The organism is Rhodococcus sp. PvR044 (assembly GCF_040548995.1).
GTDB classification, from domain to species: domain Bacteria; phylum Actinomycetota; class Actinomycetes; order Mycobacteriales; family Mycobacteriaceae; genus Rhodococcus_G; species Rhodococcus_G oryzae.
Genome location: NZ_JBEPSX010000006.1, coordinates 144256 through 161354 on the forward strand (window position 1 = coordinate 144256; position 17099 = coordinate 161354).

20 protein-coding genes and 2 riboswitches are annotated in these 17099 nt (G+C 70.3%); of the genes, 7 read left to right on the forward strand and 13 right to left on the reverse strand.

From position 1 onward, the window contains the following. Positions 1-17: 17 nt before the first annotated feature. On the reverse strand, positions 18-344 hold the full coding sequence (gene napA / locus ABIC28_RS15820; protein WP_027501275.1) for a nucleoid-associated protein NapA: 327 nt from the start codon (positions 342-344) through the stop codon (positions 18-20). 214 nt (positions 345-558) lie between these two features. Between napA and ABIC28_RS15825 the strand changes: the two genes are divergently transcribed. From ABIC28_RS15825 to ABIC28_RS15835, 3 genes are all read left to right on the forward strand, one after another. Beyond that, positions 559-1149, forward strand: coding sequence for a peptide deformylase (locus ABIC28_RS15825; protein ID WP_077040530.1), 591 nt, complete (start codon positions 559-561; stop codon positions 1147-1149). Continuing rightward, the gene (locus ABIC28_RS15830; protein ID WP_097210141.1) at positions 1142-2101 is read left to right on the forward strand and encodes an N-acetylglutamate synthase, CG3035 family; all 960 of its coding nucleotides are present in this window, start codon (positions 1142-1144) and stop codon (positions 2099-2101) included. Before ABIC28_RS15825 ends, ABIC28_RS15830 begins: the two co-directional genes overlap by 8 nt. An 87-nt stretch (positions 2102-2188) precedes the next feature. Then, complete coding sequence (locus ABIC28_RS15835) at positions 2189-3004, forward strand: exodeoxyribonuclease III (RefSeq protein WP_097210140.1); 816 nt, start codon at positions 2189-2191, stop codon at positions 3002-3004. Here ABIC28_RS15835 and ABIC28_RS15840 read toward each other — a convergent pair. Beyond that, complete coding sequence (locus ABIC28_RS15840; RefSeq protein WP_354579726.1) at positions 3001-3675, reverse strand: hypothetical protein; 675 nt, start codon at positions 3673-3675, stop codon at positions 3001-3003. The two genes, ABIC28_RS15835 and ABIC28_RS15840, sit on opposite strands and share 4 nt — an antisense overlap. A gap of 190 nt (positions 3676-3865) precedes the next feature. Here ABIC28_RS15840 and ABIC28_RS15845 point away from each other — a divergent pair, with 190 nt between their 5' ends. Next, a complete protein-coding gene (locus ABIC28_RS15845) occupies positions 3866-5038 on the forward strand; it encodes a methyltransferase (RefSeq protein ID WP_354579728.1) in 1173 nt (390 codons plus the stop codon). 19 nt (positions 5039-5057) lie between these two features. Here the strand turns inward: ABIC28_RS15845 and ABIC28_RS15850 are convergent, their stop codons facing one another. The 3 genes from ABIC28_RS15850 to ABIC28_RS15860 form a co-directional block, all read right to left on the reverse strand. Then, complete coding sequence (locus tag ABIC28_RS15850; RefSeq protein WP_269588497.1) at positions 5058-5717, reverse strand: DUF8020 domain-containing protein; 660 nt, start codon at positions 5715-5717, stop codon at positions 5058-5060. A gap of 160 nt (positions 5718-5877) precedes the next feature. Beyond that, positions 5878-6255 carry a GNAT family N-acetyltransferase gene (locus tag ABIC28_RS15855; protein WP_269588661.1) on the reverse strand — a complete coding sequence of 126 codons (378 nt, stop codon included), beginning with the start codon at positions 6253-6255 and terminating at the stop codon, positions 5878-5880. Positions 6256-6403: 148 nt separating this feature from the next. Then, positions 6404-6736, reverse strand: a complete 333-nt coding sequence (locus tag ABIC28_RS15860) for a GNAT family N-acetyltransferase (RefSeq protein ID WP_269588496.1) — start codon at positions 6734-6736, stop codon at positions 6404-6406. A gap of 155 nt (positions 6737-6891) precedes the next feature. Next, positions 6892-6999: riboswitch (TPP riboswitch) on the forward strand. Here ABIC28_RS15860 and thiC point away from each other — a divergent pair. Continuing rightward, on the forward strand, positions 6991-8682 hold the full coding sequence (thiC, locus tag ABIC28_RS15865; protein WP_269588495.1) for a phosphomethylpyrimidine synthase ThiC: 1692 nt from the start codon (positions 6991-6993) through the stop codon (positions 8680-8682). (Overlaps the previous riboswitch by 9 nt.) 10 nt (positions 8683-8692) lie before the next feature. Beyond that, positions 8693-9532 carry a bifunctional hydroxymethylpyrimidine kinase/phosphomethylpyrimidine kinase gene (thiD, locus tag ABIC28_RS15870; RefSeq protein WP_269588494.1) on the forward strand — a complete coding sequence of 280 codons (840 nt, stop codon included), beginning with the start codon at positions 8693-8695 and terminating at the stop codon, positions 9530-9532. Positions 9533-9589: 57 nt separating this feature from the next. On the opposite strand, the gene ABIC28_RS15875 is transcribed toward thiD, so the two are convergent. From ABIC28_RS15875 to thiO, 8 genes are all read right to left on the reverse strand, one after another. Beyond that, on the reverse strand, positions 9590-9769 hold the full coding sequence (locus tag ABIC28_RS15875; protein ID WP_027501286.1) for a hypothetical protein: 180 nt from the start codon (positions 9767-9769) through the stop codon (positions 9590-9592). Between the two features lie 45 nt (positions 9770-9814). Further along, on the reverse strand, positions 9815-10714 hold the full coding sequence (locus tag ABIC28_RS15880) for an adenylate/guanylate cyclase domain-containing protein (RefSeq protein ID WP_354579732.1): 900 nt from the start codon (positions 10712-10714) through the stop codon (positions 9815-9817). Between the two features lie 39 nt (positions 10715-10753). Further along, positions 10754-12235: a M28 family peptidase gene (locus tag ABIC28_RS15885; protein WP_354579734.1), complete on the reverse strand. Its 1482-nt coding sequence runs from the start codon at positions 12233-12235 to the stop codon at positions 10754-10756. A 108-nt stretch (positions 12236-12343) separates the two neighbouring features. Beyond that, the gene (locus ABIC28_RS15890) at positions 12344-13138 is read right to left on the reverse strand and encodes an ABC transporter permease (protein WP_097210132.1); all 795 of its coding nucleotides are present in this window, start codon (positions 13136-13138) and stop codon (positions 12344-12346) included. Further along, the gene (locus ABIC28_RS15895) at positions 13138-14082 is read right to left on the reverse strand and encodes an ABC transporter ATP-binding protein (RefSeq protein WP_097210131.1); all 945 of its coding nucleotides are present in this window, start codon (positions 14080-14082) and stop codon (positions 13138-13140) included. The genes ABIC28_RS15890 and ABIC28_RS15895 overlap by 1 nt, the downstream gene beginning before the upstream one ends. 104 nt (positions 14083-14186) lie before the next feature. Beyond that, positions 14187-14957, reverse strand: coding sequence for a thiazole synthase (locus ABIC28_RS15900; RefSeq protein WP_097210130.1), 771 nt, complete (start codon positions 14955-14957; stop codon positions 14187-14189). Next, a complete protein-coding gene (gene thiS, locus ABIC28_RS15905; protein WP_502945021.1) occupies positions 14950-15183 on the reverse strand; it encodes a sulfur carrier protein ThiS in 234 nt (77 codons plus the stop codon). The genes ABIC28_RS15900 and thiS overlap by 8 nt, the downstream gene beginning before the upstream one ends. Beyond that, positions 15176-16243, reverse strand: coding sequence for a glycine oxidase ThiO (thiO, locus tag ABIC28_RS15910; protein ID WP_354579739.1), 1068 nt, complete (start codon positions 16241-16243; stop codon positions 15176-15178). Before thiO ends, thiS begins: the two co-directional genes overlap by 8 nt. Continuing rightward, positions 16240-16350: riboswitch (TPP riboswitch) on the reverse strand. It overlaps the preceding gene by 4 nt. A gap of 26 nt (positions 16351-16376) precedes the next feature. Between thiO and thiE the strand changes: the two genes are divergently transcribed. Then, positions 16377-17084, forward strand: coding sequence for a thiamine phosphate synthase (thiE, locus tag ABIC28_RS15915; RefSeq protein ID WP_097210128.1), 708 nt, complete (start codon positions 16377-16379; stop codon positions 17082-17084). The last annotated feature ends 15 nt before the right edge of the window (positions 17085-17099 follow it).

Here is a 17099-nt window from a genome sequence, read left to right on the forward strand (position 1 = left end):
GCCGCGTCCGCCGACACCTAGGTGATGTCGAATCCGAGGCGACGTGCGGCTCGCGCCTTCTGTCTACTCGCCCTCAGCCGGCGCAGTCGCTTGACCAACATCGGGTCGGCTGCGAGGGCCTCGGGGCGGTCGACCAGCGCGTTCAGCACCTGGTAATAGCGGGTGGCGGACATGTCGAAGAGTTCCTTGATGGCCTCTTCCTTGGCGCCCGCGTACTTCCACCACTGGCGCTCGAAGGACAGGATGTCGTGGTCGCGGCGGGTCAGTCCGTCCTCGCCGATCGCGTTCGCGTCCTGCGGGTCGGTCTGCTCGGAATTCCGGTTACGCGCCGCTGCCCCGTCCATCTCACTCCCTCAACTTCGAGCTCTCGCCCAACGCCACTGCTCTCGCGTGATGCATCGAAACCAAAGTTCCCCGACGACCCGGCTGGCTTCACGATTACCGGGCAACGAATTACATATCTGTTCTTCCGGGGATTATTCAACCATGATCCGCACGGGCGCGGCCTGGTTGCGGTGCTGGCGCGTCGCGTCCGGGCGCCCCACTATCCTTGCTCAAATGGCAATACTTCCGATCCGGATCGTGGGCGATCCGGTGCTCCATGAGCCCACGCGGCCCGTCACCGAATCGCCGGCGGAAATCGCCGAGCTGATCGCTGACATGTACGAGACGATGGACGTCGCGAACGGCGTCGGTCTGGCGGCGAACCAGGTGGGCGTCCCGATGCGACTGTTCGTCTACGACTGCCCCGACGTCGACGGCGACGGGAACTCGATCCGCCGTCGCGGCGCCGTGGTCAACCCGGTGCTCGAGACCTCGGAGATCCCCGAGACCATGCCGGACCCCGACGACGACGAGGAGGGCTGCCTCTCCGTTCCCGGCGAGCAGTTCCCGACCGGCCGCGCCGACTGGGCCAAGGTGACCGGCACCGAGGCCGACGGTTCGCCGGTGGAGATCGAGGGCACGGGGTTCTTCGCCCGGATGCTCCAGCACGAGGTCGGACACCTCGACGGATTCCTCTACGTCGACGTGCTTATCGGCCGCAACGCCAGGGCCGCGAAGAAGATCATCAAGCGCTCCGGTTGGGGCGTCCCGGGCAAGAGCTGGGTGCCGGGCACGGTCGAGGATCCCTTCGGCCACGATGACTGACATCGTGCTCGGTAGCCGGGTGGTGTTGCGATACGAATTGCCGCCCGGCTACCCGCAGCCCCTGACCGACATCATCGGGGAGTTGGTGTCGCTCACACCGGCCGTCGTGGTCCGCGCCCCGGACGGACGGGTGGTGCAGGTCGTCCCCGACAAGGTCGTCGCGCTCAAGTCGATCGGTGCCCGACCGATCCTGAGCCGGGAGATCCGCGCGCTCGAGCTGGCCGCCGCCGATGGCTGGCCCGGCCTGGAGCAGAGCTGGATCAACGGCTGGCTTGCCCGCTCCGGTGGCGGGTTCACCGGCCGCGCCAACTCGGCGTCTCCCCTCGGGAAGGCCGACCGGATCGGCGACCTCTACAGCGGCGACACCCTCGAGCGCCTGCAGAAGTGGTACGCCGACCGCGATCAGCCGCTGCGGCTGTTGCTGCCGGACCGCCTCGGCAACGCCCCCACCGACTGGGAGACCTCTGACGAGGTGCTGGTGATGGCCGCGGAGATCGCGAACCTCACGCTGCCCGAAGGCGATTCGCTGGTGACCGTGTCCGGCGAGCCGGACGATCAGTGGCTGCCGCTGTACGACCACAACGGGGCAAAGCTGCCGGACTGTGCCCCTGAGGTGCTCGGGTCCGTCCGCGACGGCGAGCTCGGCTTCGGCCGGCTCGGCAGCCCGAGCACCGAACTGCTCGCCATCGCGCGGGCCGCCGTGACCGAGGCGCCCGACGGCCGACGCTGGGTCGGACTGAGCGCGGTGGAGGTGGCGCCCGCCCACCGCAGGCGCGGGCTCGGGATGCTGATCTGCGCGGAGATGATCCGCTGGGGCCGCGACCGGGGCGCGACGCACGCGTACATCCAGGTGGTGGCCGACAACGAGGCGGCGATCGCCCTGTACCGCACGATGGGGATGCTCGACCATCACCGGTACCGCTACGCGGCGGCACCCGGCACCGCCTGGTAGCCGCACGAGCCCGCACGAACGACGGCGCCCTCCGGACCCACAGGGGGGCGCCGTCGTCGTCGCCGCCGTCGCACTAGGCTGCCTCGAATGCGATTGGCGACGTGGAATGTGAACTCGGTCCGGGCCCGCACCGATCGGGTCGTGGACTGGCTGGTGCGTACCGACACCGACGTGCTGGCGATCCAGGAAACCAAGTGCCGTGACGACCAGTTCCCGACGGAACGATTCACCGAGCTCGGCTACGAGGTGGCCCACGTCGGGCTGAGCCAGTGGAACGGCGTCGCGATCATCTCCCGTGTCGGGCTCGAGGACGTGCAGGTCGGCTTCGAGGGGCAGCCGGGCTTCGCCAAGCCCGCGGCGGACAGCCTGGACATCGCGACCCCGGTCGTCGAGGCCAGGGCCATCGGCGCCACCTGTGGCGGGGTCCGGGTGTGGAGCCTGTACGTGCCGAACGGGCGCGAGCTCAGCGACCCGCACTACGAATACAAGCTGGACTGGCTGGCCACCCTGCGCGACGACGCCGCGAAGTGGGTGGCGCAGGACCCGACCGCCCAGATCGCGCTGGTCGGCGACTGGAACGTGGCACCGACCGACGAGGACGTCTGGGACCCGGCGCTGTTCGAGGGCAAGACGCACACCTCGCAGCCCGAACGCGACGCCTTCGACGCCTTCCAGGACGCGGGCTTCGTCGACGTCGCCCGCCCGTTCACCCCCGGCCCCGGCGTCTACACGTACTGGGACTACACGCAGCTCCGGTTCCCGAAGCGTCAGGGCATGCGGATCGACTTCGTCCTCGGCTCCCCCGCGCTGGCCGAACGGGTCTCCGGTGCGTCCATCGACCGCGAGGAGCGCAAGGGCAAGGGCGCCAGCGACCACGCCCCGGTCGTGGTCGAGTTGGACTAGCCGGAGACGCGGCGAGCGCGCAGCAGTTCGGCGGCCAGCCACAGCGCGCCCGCCGCCACGAGCACCCCGTGCGCGACGCGCATCCACGGGCTGCCGAAGAACTGCGGGATGAACAGGGCGAACCCGACCGCGAGCGGGACCCCGCTCCATCGGGCCAGCGCCCCGGACCGCCAGATCCCCACCGCCGCGGTGACCGCGCCCGCGGCGACCAGCAGCAGCCCGATCGTGAACATGGTCAGCTGGGTGCCGCCGCCGCGTACCCCGTCGACCAGGTCGAGCAGCTCCGGCGTCCCGTCCGCGACCGCGCGCCCGCCGATCGCGTGCAAGCCGAAGTCCTCCGCGCCGTAGTAGGGCAGGATCAGGCCGACCCCGACCCAGGTCAGCACGGTCGCCGCGATGCCGGCACGGTCCCCCTCGGTGCCACGGAGGATCTCCCGTAGCGCCTGCACGGCGAGGCCGAGCAGCAGGAAACCGATCATCCCGAAGAAGTGCGCCGCGACCCACGCGCCGGACGCGTAGGCCCGCGCGCCGTCCATGGTGGCCTGGTTCAGGTAGTCCGAGTAGGGCCGGACCGCGGGGTAGAGCAGGAACAGCACCCCCGCCACACCGAACAACGCCGCCGCCGCGATCCGTGCGCGATCGGTGCCCACCCTCTGTGCCGTGTCGATCATGCTTGCCTCCTCGATAACGAGAGCAGCGCTCTCTCTTATGAGCAGTGTTCACCAACATGCCGAAGAAAACAAGAGCAGTGCTCTCAAATTTCGGGCGCTCCTCCGCCCGGTCTACGATTCATCCACCGTGTCCGCCCGGTCCGGGCGTGCTTCGCAGGCGTCGCGCCGCCCCCATCGCTAGGAGTCCACCGTGGAGACCCCGCGCGATCAGCCCGACCGCACCGAGGTCGAATGGTTCGAGGCCGGCGAACGCCGCGCTGCGCCGTGGCGGTCCAACAGCAGTGTCAAACCGCCGAAGAAGGTCGAGACCTTCGGCGACGAGCTCCGCGCCGACGATGCGATGCGGCTCGCGTCCGAGGGCACCGCGATCCTCTGGCGCGGCGACTTCCTCGGCGCCCGGCAACTGCTCGACGCGCTCAAGCGCCGGCTCGACCGGCAGCAGGTCAAGCCCGATCCCGACCTCGCCCTGACCTTTCACCGGCATCGGCAGGCCAGGGCGCACCGCACCCGCATCCTGAGCATGGTCCTGATCGAGCTCAGCGCGGACTTCGGCATCGACCTCCGTCGCGCTCCCGACATCAGGGACGCGTGCCGGGAGGCGTACGGCGAGGCGGCCGAGCCGAGCGTGGCCTCCCTACAGGAACTGCTCGGAGCGGTCGGCGCGCACGAGTGGCGGCGGCGCGGCGTGCTGGTCCCCGCCCTCGGGGCTCGGATCCACCCGCACTACGGCGTGTTCGCCCCCACCAGGAACGAGTACGTCGACCTGGTCGCGGAGGCGCAGTTGCCCACCGCGGGAACGGCATTCGATCTCGGCACAGGGACCGGCGTGCTGGCGGCCGTGCTGGCACGTCGGGGCGTCGGACGGGTGGTGGCCACGGACATCGAACCCCGCGCGGTGGCCTGCGCGACCGACAATCTGCAGCGGCTCGGCCTCGCCGACCGGGTGGAGCTGGTCCGCACCGACGTGTACCCGGCAGGCACGGCCGACCTGGTGGTGTGCAACCCACCGTGGGTCCCCGCCGCCCCGACGTCCTCGATCGAGTTGGGCGTGTTCGACCGCAAGGGGCACATGCTCACCGAGTTCATCCGAGGCCTGCCGGATCATCTCAACCCCGGCGGCGAGGGCTGGCTGGTGCTCTCCGACCTGGCCGAGCGACTCGGCCTGCGCACGCGGGCACAGCTGACGGACCAGTTCGAGCAGGCGGGCCTGACGGTGCTGGGCCGCACCGACACCCGGCCGAGGCACCCGCGCGCGAGCGGCGCCCGCCCCGAGGGACGCGGAACGGAAGGACGCGACCCGTTGGCCGCCGTCCGTACTGCTGAGGTGGTCTCGCTCTGGCGACTCGCGGTCCGCGCGCACTGACGCGCAGACCGGCGATCACCTAGCGGACGAGCTCCCTGACCAGGCCGTCCGCGCAGCCGCCCGCGAAGCCGGTCACCGCACCCGAGGCGGCACCCGCGGCCACCCCGCCGACCAGCCCGGCCGGACCCGCGGCAACGCCCGCGGCAGACGCCGCGGTCACGGCGCCGGACAGTGCTCCCGCGATCGCGGGCTTCACCCCGGACTTCACGCACTCCTCGGCGAAGGCACCGGCCTGGTTGACGACCTCCGTGGCCACCACGACCCCGGCGTCGATCGCGGTGTCCACGACCGCCGACACGACCTTGCCGCCCTCGGCGATGGAGTAGGTGATGCCCTGCACTGCGCCGTCGACCTCAAGGCTCAGCGGAAGGTTCTCCAGGACGCGGCCCGCCTCGTTCACCGCGGCGATGGCGTTCGTCTGGGAGTCCCGGACGAACCGCCCGGACTCGAGCTTGATCTGCGCGGTGCTCGCCTCGACCTGGGTCGCGACGAACTTGGCGAACTCCCGGATGGGGCCGGCCTGCGCGGGCGGCGCGACGGCCACCGAGGCGAGCGCGAACCCCGCGACGCCGAGCGCGACGGCCAGCGAGGCCGTCCCCGCCCTGACATCGGCCGAGATCCCGGCCACTCGAGCCGACCCGCCCTTGGTGCCCTCGGACACGGCAGCAACGATCGTCATTCTTCCCCCAGTTACACGGCGCGTCGATACGCGAAGCGATGAGATGACGCCCGCCACGCGGTGCCGGGGGAAGCCGAAATCTGTTTCGGATCCACGTTTTCCGGCCCCGACCGCGACGGGTCAGGGGAAGCATAGGGTCAGTGCCGCTCTCCGTGTCGGACTACGGCGAATTCGGGGTCGGACTGAAGTCCTCGTCGACGATCAGGTCCAGTTCCTCGGGGTGGGCGCCCAGGTAGCGCTGCACATACGTGCAGACCGGCTGCAACCGCCAGCCGCGTTCCCTCGACAGCGCCAGCACGTCACCGACCAGCACGGCGGCCCAGCCGCGACCGCCGTATTCCTCTTTGACGACCGTGTGCATGAGCGCGACCACCTCCCCGCGGCCGCCCGTGAACTCGGTCGACTCCCCTCCGCCGCGATAGCCGAGGATTCCGATCAGTTCGTCACCGACCCAGAGGTCGAAGCGGGCGTGCGAGGGGTTGTCCACGACGCGCGCGAGCGCCGGGTTCGCAAGGACAGGGGCGGGCGCAGTCACCACCGCTGCCGGGACGGGAGGTCGCTTGAAGATGTGAGACACCTCACCATGGAAGCAGTCCCGCCCCGGCCCGGTCGCCCGATTTGGGGCCGATGGTGCGATTTGTTGCCCAGTCACCATCGAATCGTGGCCGAATCGGCACCCGAAGTTCTCACACGGGGACGATGAGGTCCCGGTACTCGGGGTTGTCGGCGACGAATCGCTGGAGATAGGTGCAAACAGGCCGGATCTTCCAGCCGTAGGCCCGCGCCGCGTCGAGGGACCGGCGCACCATCACCGCGGCGAGCCCCCGGTGACCGAAGTCCTCGACGATCACTGTGTGCATGAACGAGACCACCGGCGTCGCGGCCGAGGACCGCTTCGCGCTCCGTGTGTCCAAGTCGTAATAACCGAGAATGCCGACGAGGTCCCCGTTGAGCCTCAGCTCGAACCGGTTCTGACCTGCATTGTTCGTCACCTCTGCCGTCGGCGATTCCGTGATCATGTGCCCGTCTCCTTGCCCGATCCGTAATCACAATGTGATTTCCGCCACTATAGGCACGCTGGTCGCTCCTGCGCCCCGATTTGCGCCAAGAAATCTCCGCGGCCCGCCCGCGCTCGCCCGCTCACGCGCTTTGCCCTAGGGTCGTGCCCGACAACTACACAACCCACGGGGGCTCGCACCAGCGGGCTGAGAGGACGGCTAGGGCCGTCGACCGTTGAACCTGACCGGGTAATGCCGGCGTAGGGAGAGCACGCATGAGGGACACCTCTGTTTCCGGAACCACCGTCACCACCGGCCCCATCGAGGGCAGCAGCAAGCAGTACCTGACCGTCGACGGCCTGTCCGTGCCGGTCCGCCGGGTCCACCTGACCAACGGCGAACACCTCGACCTGTACGACACCTCCGGCCCGTACACCGACGCGCGGGCAACCATCGACCTCGAGGCCGGTCTCGCGAAGACCCGTGACGACTGGGCCAAGCCCGATCCAGTCGATCTCGGCGGCACCAGCCGCAGCGGCGGACCCAATCTCGCGCGCACCCAGCTGGCCTGGGCCCGGGCCGGGATCATCACCAGGGAGATGCGCTATTGCGCTGCCCGCGAAGGTGTTTCGGCCGAGATCGTACGCGAGGAGGTGGCCGCCGGACGGGCCGTCATCCCCGCGAACCACAAGCATCCCGAGTCCGAACCGATGATCATCGGCAAGCGATTCCTGGTGAAGATCAACGCGAACATCGGGAACTCCGCGGTCACCTCCTCCATCGCCGAGGAGGTCGAGAAGATGGTCTGGGCCACCCGATGGGGCGCGGACAACATCATGGACCTGTCCACCGGCAAGGACATCCACCAGACCCGCGAGTGGATCCTGCGCAACTCGCCCGTGCCGGTGGGCACCGTGCCGATCTACCAGGCACTGGAAAAGGTCAACGGCGACCCGACCGCGCTGACGTGGGAGATTTACCGCGACACCGTGATCGAGCAGTGTGAGCAGGGCGTGGACTACATGACCGTGCACGCCGGGGTGCTGCTGCGGTACGTGCCGCTGACCGCCAAGCGGGTCACCGGGATCGTCTCGCGCGGCGGCTCCATCATGGCGGCCTGGTGCCTGGCCCATCACCGAGAGTCGTTCCTGTACACACACTTCGAGGAACTCTGCGAGATCCTGCGCGAGTACGACGTGACCTTCTCGCTCGGCGACGGGCTGCGCCCCGGGTCCATCGCGGACGCCAACGACGAGGCCCAGTTCGCCGAGCTGCGGACCCTCGGCGAACTGACCAAGATCGCGAAATCCCATGGCGTGCAGGTGATGATCGAGGGCCCTGGCCACGTCCCGATGCACAAGATCGTGGAGAACGTCCGGCTCGAGGAGGAGCTGTGCGAGGAGGCGCCGTTCTACACCCTCGGCCCGCTCGCCACCGACATCGCGCCCGCCTACGACCACATCACCTCGGCGATCGGCGCAGCCATGATCGCGCAGGCTGGTACCGCGATGCTCTGCTACGTGACACCGAAGGAACACCTCGGCCTGCCCAACCGGGACGACGTGAAGGTCGGCGTCATCACGTACAAGATCGCCGCGCACGCCGCCGATCTCGCCAAGCAGCACCCGCGGGCCCAGGAGCGCGACGACGCGCTGTCGAGGGCGCGCTTCGAGTTCCGCTGGCGCGACCAGTTCGCGCTCTCGCTCGACCCGGACACCGCCCGTGAGTACCACGACGAGACCCTGCCTGCCGAGCCGGCGAAGACCGCCCACTTCTGCTCGATGTGCGGGCCGAAGTTCTGCTCCATGCGGATCTCCGCGGACGTGCGCGAGTTCGCCGAGCGCAACGGGCTGCGGACGCAGGAGGATGTCGACCGGATGATCGAGGCGGGCATGGCCGAGAAGTCAGCCGAATTCACGGACAAGGGCAACCAGGTCTACCTGCCCGTCGTTCCGGCCGGTGGATAGGCTCTCACCCGTGAAGTTGCTGCCCCTGACCCCGGACGGACAGACCCCGATCCGCGTCCTCACCATCGCCGGAACCGACTCCGGCGGCGGTGCGGGCATCCAGGCCGACTCCCGCACGATGGCCATGTGCGGAGTGCACGCCTGCGTCGCCGTGGCCGCGGTGACGGTGCAGAACTCGGTCGGGGTCAGCGGCTTTCACGAGATCCCGCCGCAGATCGTCGCCGACCAGGTGCGGTCGGTGGTCGGCGACATCGGGGTCGGGGCGGCCAAGACCGGGATGCTCGCGTCCACCGCGATCATCGAGGCCGTCGCGGAGGTCTGCGGCGAGGTGGGTATCGGGCGCGGGCATGCGGTGCCGCTGGTCGTCGACCCGGTGTGCGCATCCATGCACGGCGACCCCCTGCTGCACGCCGAGGCACTCGACGCGGTCCGGCACACCCTGATCCCGATCGCCTCGCTGGTGACGCCGAACCTCGACGAGGTCCGGCTCATCACCGGGATCGACGTGGTCGACGATGCCTCCGCCCGTGGTGCCGCCGAGGCGCTGCACGGGCTCGGGGCGCAGTGGTCGCTGGTCAAGGGCGGACACCTGCGCACCTCGACCTCGAGCACCGACCTGCTCTTCGACGGCGACGTCTTCCACGAGTTCACCAGCCCGCGGATCGACACCGGGAACGATCACGGCGGCGGGGACACCCTGGCCGCGGCGATCGCGTGCGCGCTCGCGAACGGGTACCCGATGCCCGAGGCCGTCGCGTTCGGCAAGGAGTGGGTGACGCGATGCCTCGCGGCGTCGTACGACCTGGGCGCGGGCCACGGTCCGGTCTCCCCGCTCTGGCGCCTGCACTGACACGTCTGTGCGCGTCGCCCCTCCCGAACCGGGGCGACGCGCACAGCACGCGCACCGTCAGCGCGAATAGTCCCGGAAGGTCATGACGCCCCCGACCAGGACCACCAACACCGCGAGGATGTAGACCGTGACGCGGAACCAAGCCGGCCCGTAGTAACTGACCACCATCGAGGCACCGAGCGCCGCGAGAATCATCACCACCCCGTAAAAGGGTGTGCGTTGCTCCCTGTCAACCATTCATCCAGTGTCCGCCGACGGCGCCACGGGTGGCAATGCCCGACCTCATCGCGCCTGGACGGTGAAGATGCGCAGGCCATCCGGGACCCCGCGCATCGGGGCTGCGAACAGCCCCCGCCGGTAGGGCTTGGCCGCGGCGCGCAGGTCCGCGAGGAACCCAGGCTGGAGCGCCGCCAGCGTGGTCTCGGAGACGATGACGTTGCCGTCCCCGCCGAGTTCCATCATGCGGGCGGCCACGTTCACGTCCACGCCGAGCCAGTCGGACGCCATCTGCCGGGGCGACCCGGTGTGCACACCGATCCGCATCCGCGGCCGGTAGCCCTCGACCTCCACCTCCGCGAGCTGGGCACGGGCGGCGAACATCGCCTCGACGGCGCGGTCCGGCCGGGCGAAGACCGCCATCAGCCCGTCGCCCATCCGTTTGACCACCTGGCCGCCGCGGTCGACGATCGGCGTCTCGACCGCCTTCGCGACCTCCCGCAGCAGCTCGAGGGTCACCTCGTCCCCCGCACCGAGCGACCAGCTCGAGAATCCGATCAGATCGGTGAAGACGATGGTCACCTCGCGGGGGCCGCGACCGCGACCGGTCCGCTCGAGCAGCGCCTGCCACACCTGGAGCGCACCGAGGCTCACCTCGCGGGAGGCACCGGGGCCGTCGTCGAGGAACCGGTCCGCCGCCCTGGCCATCGCCCGCACGCCGCCGGGTCCCGCCGTGGACAGCGGATCGCCGAAGGACGGGTCGCCCGGCAGTGCCCGGCGGATCCTGCGGAACGCGTCGACCACCTGCGGTCGGGTGTTGATCCCGCGGACCCACCGGGCGACGGCCTCGGGCCTGCCGCGGCGCGCAGGCGAGGAGCCCGCGGAGCGCCCAGATGCAGAGCCGGCGGCGTCGCGTTCGCTCGCGTCGTCGGGGTCGCCGCCCGAGGTCGAGGGGTCCTCAGTCACAGGCCAAAGTGTAACTCAGAGTCACAGATACTATCGGGATCATTGTCCGGCACCCTCCCGAGCCTTCGCCCGGTCCGCCCGGGCGGGAACCCCGTCCGGGCCATCGACGGAGTTCGCGTAGGTACCGACGCCGAACGCCACCGCCGCCGCGTTCTGCGCCAGCGCCGCACGGTCCACGTTCGCCAGGGTGTCCTCCGGCGAGTGGTAGCCGGGATCGAAGGTCTCGCCCGCCGTACCGCCCCACTTCACCGCCTGCTCCTCGGACTTGCGGTCGTCCGCCCCGCTGTCAACCCCACCCGACGGAATCCCCATCTCGATGAACGGGCCGTAGTCGGATCGACCGTCGAAATCGGTTCCGTCCGGAGCGATCCCGCGCCAGGCGAGATAGCCAGTGAGGGTTCGCTCGATCGCGTCGGAACCCTGCGGTCCAGGTCCGGCGCCCTCCCGGTCGGAATCGTCGCCGTCGAGGGTGAAGTACCCCGCGTTCCGCGAGCCGAGCATGTCGAAGTTCAGGTACAGCGCGATGTCCTCGCGTTCACCCTCGTCGAGCCCCTCGGCGTACCGCTCCGATCCGACCAGGCCCAGTTCCTCCGCGCCCCACCAGGCGAAGCGCACCGCGTTCGTCACGTTCGGCGCGCTGCCCAGCCGCAGCGCGGTCTCGAGCACAGCGGCCGACCCGGAGCCGTTGTCGTTGATCCCAGGGCCCTTCTCGACGCTGTCCAGGTGCGCGCCGACCAGCACCACGTTCTCCGTCGACCCGGTCGTGGTCTGCGCGATCACGTTTCGGCTCGTGGCGGCCTCGGTGACCGCCTCCAGCTTGAGCGACAGCTCCGGTGCGGCCGCGACCGCCGGACCCTCGGAGCCCGGCACGCTCACCGCGGGGATCCGCGGGTCCGTGTCCTCCCCCAGCGTGCCGCCTGCCAGCGGGCCGTCCTCGTTGTTGAACACGACGACGGCGACGGCGCCGTGATCGGCGGCCATCTGCTCCTTCGCCGAGAAGGGGCAGACCCCGCGCCGGACCACCACGATGGCGCCGGCGGCGTCACGCCCGTCGTAGTCGGTCGCCTCGCAGCCGGGGCTGCCGTCGTCCGGCAGGGCGAGGGTCCGCGCCGTGATCCCCTCAGGCGGCGTCGGCGGCGAGTACTCCAGGGTGCCGGCGGTGAACTGACGGTCACCCGCCCGCAGTTCCACCGGCCCGGCGATGAAGCGGTCCACATCGAACTCGGGGGTGGACACCTCGAAGCCCGCGTCCCGGAGCCGGTCGGCGACGTAGTCGACGCTGGCGTCGTAGCCCGCGGTCCCCGCGGCCCGGTTGCCCCCGTTGTCCGCGGCGATCCGCTCGAGCGCCTCCATGTGCGCGGCGACGGCGTCGCCACCGACGGCGGCCGCCAGCGACTGCCCGTCGACCGGCGGTGCGGGAGGCGACTGCTCCTCGTCCCGTCCGCACCCGGACACCAGCGCGATCCCGGCCAGCATTGCGGCGGTAGATGCTCCGACCCGTGCCCGAATGGACTGTCGCATTTGCCGAGCGTACTGCGCGCGACCGGCGGATCGACCCCAAAACACACGTGCGCGCCCGGTACCCGAAATCGGGTACCGGGCGCGCACGCTCGTGGTGTGGCCGCGGATTCAGGCGTCGCGACGGTTCACGGTGAACAGGGCGAGTCCGAAGATCACCGCGACGAAGGCCGCGAAGTACGCCAGGCTGCCCCACGGTCCCCAGTGGAAATCGACGCCCTGCGGCGCACCGAGGAAGTTGTTCGCGTTCATGAAGGGGAGGAACGGCTTGATGTTCTCGCCGAACCGCCCGAACAGGCCGAACAAGTTCTCGACCAGCAGCGGCCAGAGCAGCAGCAGCGCGATGGCGCCGGCCGACTGCCGGAGCAGGGTACCGACCGCGACGGCGAGCACCACGCACAGGAAGGCGTAGATCGGCACGCCGTAGATCGCCCGCCAGGCCTCGGAGCCGGACAGCTTCAGCGCCGCACCCGCGTCGGATCCCGCCGTCGCCTTGGCGATCGCGTAAGCGCCGAAGGTGAGCAAGAAGGTGAGCAGCGCACCGAAGCCGCCGATCAGGCCGGCCTTGGTGATCAGCACCGAATCGCGCTTCGGCACGGCCTGGAAGGTGGTGCGGATTATGCCGAACCGGTACTCGCTCGTCACCGCGAGGGCCGCGAGGATCATCAGGATCAGCACGCCGAACCCGGACACCCCGCCGACCGCGTCCGCGAGCGTGGGCAGGAAGGGCTCGAAGTCGGGCTTGTCGCCCTTCGCGACCTCGTCCACGAAGGCGTTGTAGCTCGCCTTGGCGCTCAGCCCGATCACCGCGGCCAGGCCGAGGCCGAGCGCGATGATCGCGACGGTGCACCACCACGGCGACCGGGTCGAGGTGAGCTTGATCCGTTCTGCGTTCACGACACCCATCAGAGCGCCCCTCCCATCACTTCGTCGATGCCTGCGGCGTGGTACTGCACGTCGTCCCCCGTCAGTTTCATGAAGGCGTCCTCCAGGGACCCCTGCTGGGCGGCCAACTCGTGCAAGACGATTCCCTGGCCGCCTGCGATCTGGCCGACGACGTCGGTGGTCGCCTCGAGCACGATGAGCGCCCCACCGAGCTCCGAGGTGCCGTCCTCGCGGACCGTGAGCCCCTGTGAGGTCAGCGCGCTCCGAAGCGCATCCAGCTGGGGGCTGCGCACCCGCACAGTCGATTCGGACGACCGGTCGACGAACTGCTTGACGGTCGTATCGGCGATCAGGCGTCCCCGGCCGATCACCACGAGATGCTCGGCGGTGAGCGCCATCTCGGAGAGCAGGTGGCTGGACACCAGCACGGTGCGTCCCTCAGCCGCCAAGCGCTGCATGAACTTTCGGATCCAGACGATGCCCTCGGGGTCGAGCCCGTTGACCGGCTCGTCGAACAGCAGGACCTTCGGGTCACCGAGCAGGGTGGCAGCAAGTCCGAGCCGCTGGGACATGCCGAGCGAGAACCCGCCTGCCTTCTTGCCCGCGACCTCGGTCAGGCCGACCAGCCGCAGCACCTCGTCGACCCGGGACATCGGGATCCCGTTGGATGCCGCCATCCACTGCAGGTGCGCCTTCGCGGACCTGTTGGGGTGCACCCACTTCGCGTCCAGCAGCGCGCCGACGGTCCGGAGCGGCTGCTTCAGGTCGTGGTACCGCTTGCCATCGATCAGCGCGGTTCCCGCGGTCGGCCGGTCGAGGCCGAGGATCATCCGCATCGTCGTGGACTTGCCGGCACCGTTCGGTCCCAGGAATCCGGTCACCATGCCGGGCTGAACCGTGAAGGTCAGGTCTTCGACCGCCTTCGTGGGCCCGAACTCTTTCGTCAAACCCCTCACTTCAATCATGACGTGAAGGATTCCTCAGACAGAGCCCGCGCACATCGCCCGCAGGTCGCGTCCCGTGTCATACCTAGGGATGACCCGACCCTGAGAGGGAGTGGGGGTCGGGGTCAGAGGTCGGGTGAGGACGCCTGCGCCCAGAACCTCTTCGGGATCCGTCCGGCGCGACGGGCCAGGTAACCGGCGGTCACCGCGGACGCCATCGCCGACGCCATCAGCGCCGGATCCTTGGCCCTGGTCACCGCGGTCGCGAGGAGGACGGCGTCACACCCGAGCTCCATGGCCAGCGCCGCGTCGCTCGCGGTGCCGATGCCCGCGTCGAGGATCACCGGGACCCCTGCTGCCGCCACGATCATCTCGATGTTGTGCGGGTTCGAGATGCCGAGGCCGGTCCCGATCGGCGCACCGAGCGGCATCACCGCCGCGCACCCGACGTCCTCGAGCCGCCGGGCCAGCACCGGATCGTCGGTGGTGTACGGCAGCACGATGAATCCGTCGTCGACGAGTTGTTCTGCGGCGGAGACCAATTCGATGGCATCGGGCAGGAGGGTGCGCTCGTCGGCGATGACCTCCAGCTTCACCCAGTCGGTCTCCAGCGCCTCCCGGCCGAGCTGCGCGGTGAGCACCGCCTCGGCGGCGCCCCGGCAGCCGGCCGTATTGGGCAGCGGGGCGATGTCCAGCTTGCGGAGCAGGTCGAGCACCCCTGTGCCGCCCGCCGCATCGACACGGCGCATCGCCACGGTGGTCAGCTCCGTGCCGGACGCGACGAGCGCCTCCTCCAGCACCGCGAGGTTGGCCGCACCCCCGGTGCCCATGATCAGCCGGGAGCCGAAACTGCGGTCGGCGATGGTCAGACGGTCTGCGGCGAGCGGCTCAGCCACCCTGCACCGCCGTCAGGATCTCGATCTCCCAGCCCTTGCCGACCGGGGTATCCCAGGACGCCCGCGGGAACACCGCCCCGTCCACCGCGACCGCGATGCCCTGGCTGGGCAGGCCGAGGTGCTCCAGCAGCTGGGCCACGGTCAGCGGCTCGGACAGCTGATGGTCCTCGCCGTTGACGGTGATCCCGATGTTCACCGGTGTGTTCGTCATCGAGTCCTCACTCATCGTTGAAGGTGAAACGTTCCGGGGAGGCACTCTTGGCCTCCGTCAATGTCGCGCCGTCCAGCTCGGCGACCACCGCGTCCGCGGTCAGCGGGGTCAGCAGCACGCCGTTGCGTCCGTGCCCGGTGGCCAGCACCACCCGGTCCGACACCCGGCCGATGATCGGCAGGTTGTCGGGGCTCATCGGACGAAGTCCGGCGGCGCACTCGTGCAGCTCGTACTCCCCGATGCTCGGCATCAGCGTCTGCGCGTCGGCGATCAGGTCACGGACCCCGGCGACGGTGACCTGGGTGTCCTCCCCCGACTCGTGCTGGGTCGCGCCGACCACCAGGCCGTCGCCGCGCGGCACCAGGTACACCGGGCGCCCGTGCACGCTGCCGCGGATGGTCATGGTCGGGGCGGGTGCCACCCCCGGCCTGCGGTGCAGCCGCAGGATCTCGCCCTTGACCGGACGGACCGGCAGCCCTGCCCACAGCCGCGCGGATGCGGTACCGGCGGCCACCACCACCTGGTCGGCGGCCACGGCGGCGGGGTCGGTGACCGCCTCGGCGACGAACTCCACCCCCGACGCGACACAGGCCGATCGCAGCGCCGCGATCAGCGCGCGGTTGTCGACAGCGGACTCGGTGGCGGCGAGCAGGGCCAGCCGGATGTTCGGGGCGAGCGACGGCTGGGCGGCCCGGATCTGCGCCCGCGAGAGCAGTTCCAGCTCGTAGCCCTGGCCGGCGATCCACTCGGCCACGGTCCGCAGGTCCGCGGCGTCTGCCGCGTCCAGCGCGACGGTGAGCGAGCCATGGGAGGTGAACAACGTCTCGCCGGACAGGGTCTCGAGCTCGGCGCCGAAGCCGGGCCAGCGGGCCAGCGAGGCTGCCCCGACCTGCAGGACCGCATCCTCGCCCGGCCAGCCCTCCGACAGCGGTGCCAGCATCCCGCCCGCCACCCACGACGCTCCCGATGCGGGCGCCGGATCGTGGACGGTGACGCTCCAACCTGCCTGGGCGGCACGCCACGCGATCGACAGACCGATCGCTCCGCCACCGATCACCGCGACGGTTCTGCTCACTACTCCACCTCACTCCCTGCGCCGGCATGATCCGGGTCAGGTATGACGGTCGGGGCTCGCGGCCCCCTCTCAGCCCCGCGTTCGCCGGGACTCCCGTGTCACTTCTCTCTGCGTAGAGACTACCGTTGAGAACGTGCACCCCTCGCATTCCGGCAGGCACCTCACCCCTAGAGAACGCCTCGCCACCGCCCGTCTGTATCTCTGTACCGATGCCCGACGTGACAAGGGCGACCTCGCGAAGTTCGCCGAGGCCGCGCTGTCCGGCGGCGTCGACATCATCCAGCTGCGCGACAAGGGGTCGGCTGGCGAGCGGAAGCTCGGCCCCATGGAGACCCAGGAGGAGCTGGGCGCGCTGGCCGAGCTCGGCGCGGCCGCCCGCAGGCACGGCGCGCTGCTCGCCGTGAACGACCGTGCCGACCTGGCGCTGGCCGCGGGCGCCGACGTCCTGCACCTCGGCCAGGGCGACCTCCCGGTGCACTACGCCCGCCGGATCCTCGGCCCGAACGTGGTGATCGGCCGCTCGACGCACAGCCGCGCGCAGGCACAGCTCGCCTCCATCGAGGACGACGTCGACTACTTCTGCACCGGACCGGTGTGGGCCACCCCGACCAAGCCCGGCCGGACCGCTTCGGGCATCGAGCTGGTCCGCTCGACCGCCGACTCGCACCCGACCCGCCCGTGGTTCGCGATCGGCGGCATCGACGAGAAGCGGCTGCCCGAGATCCTCGAGGCCGGGGCCGAGCGCATCGTGGTGGTGCGGGCGATCACCGAGGCGCGTGACCCCCAGGCGGCGGCCCGTTCACTGGCCGACGCCCTGGCCCGCAACGCCGTCCGCCGCTAGTCGGCACGCGGCGCG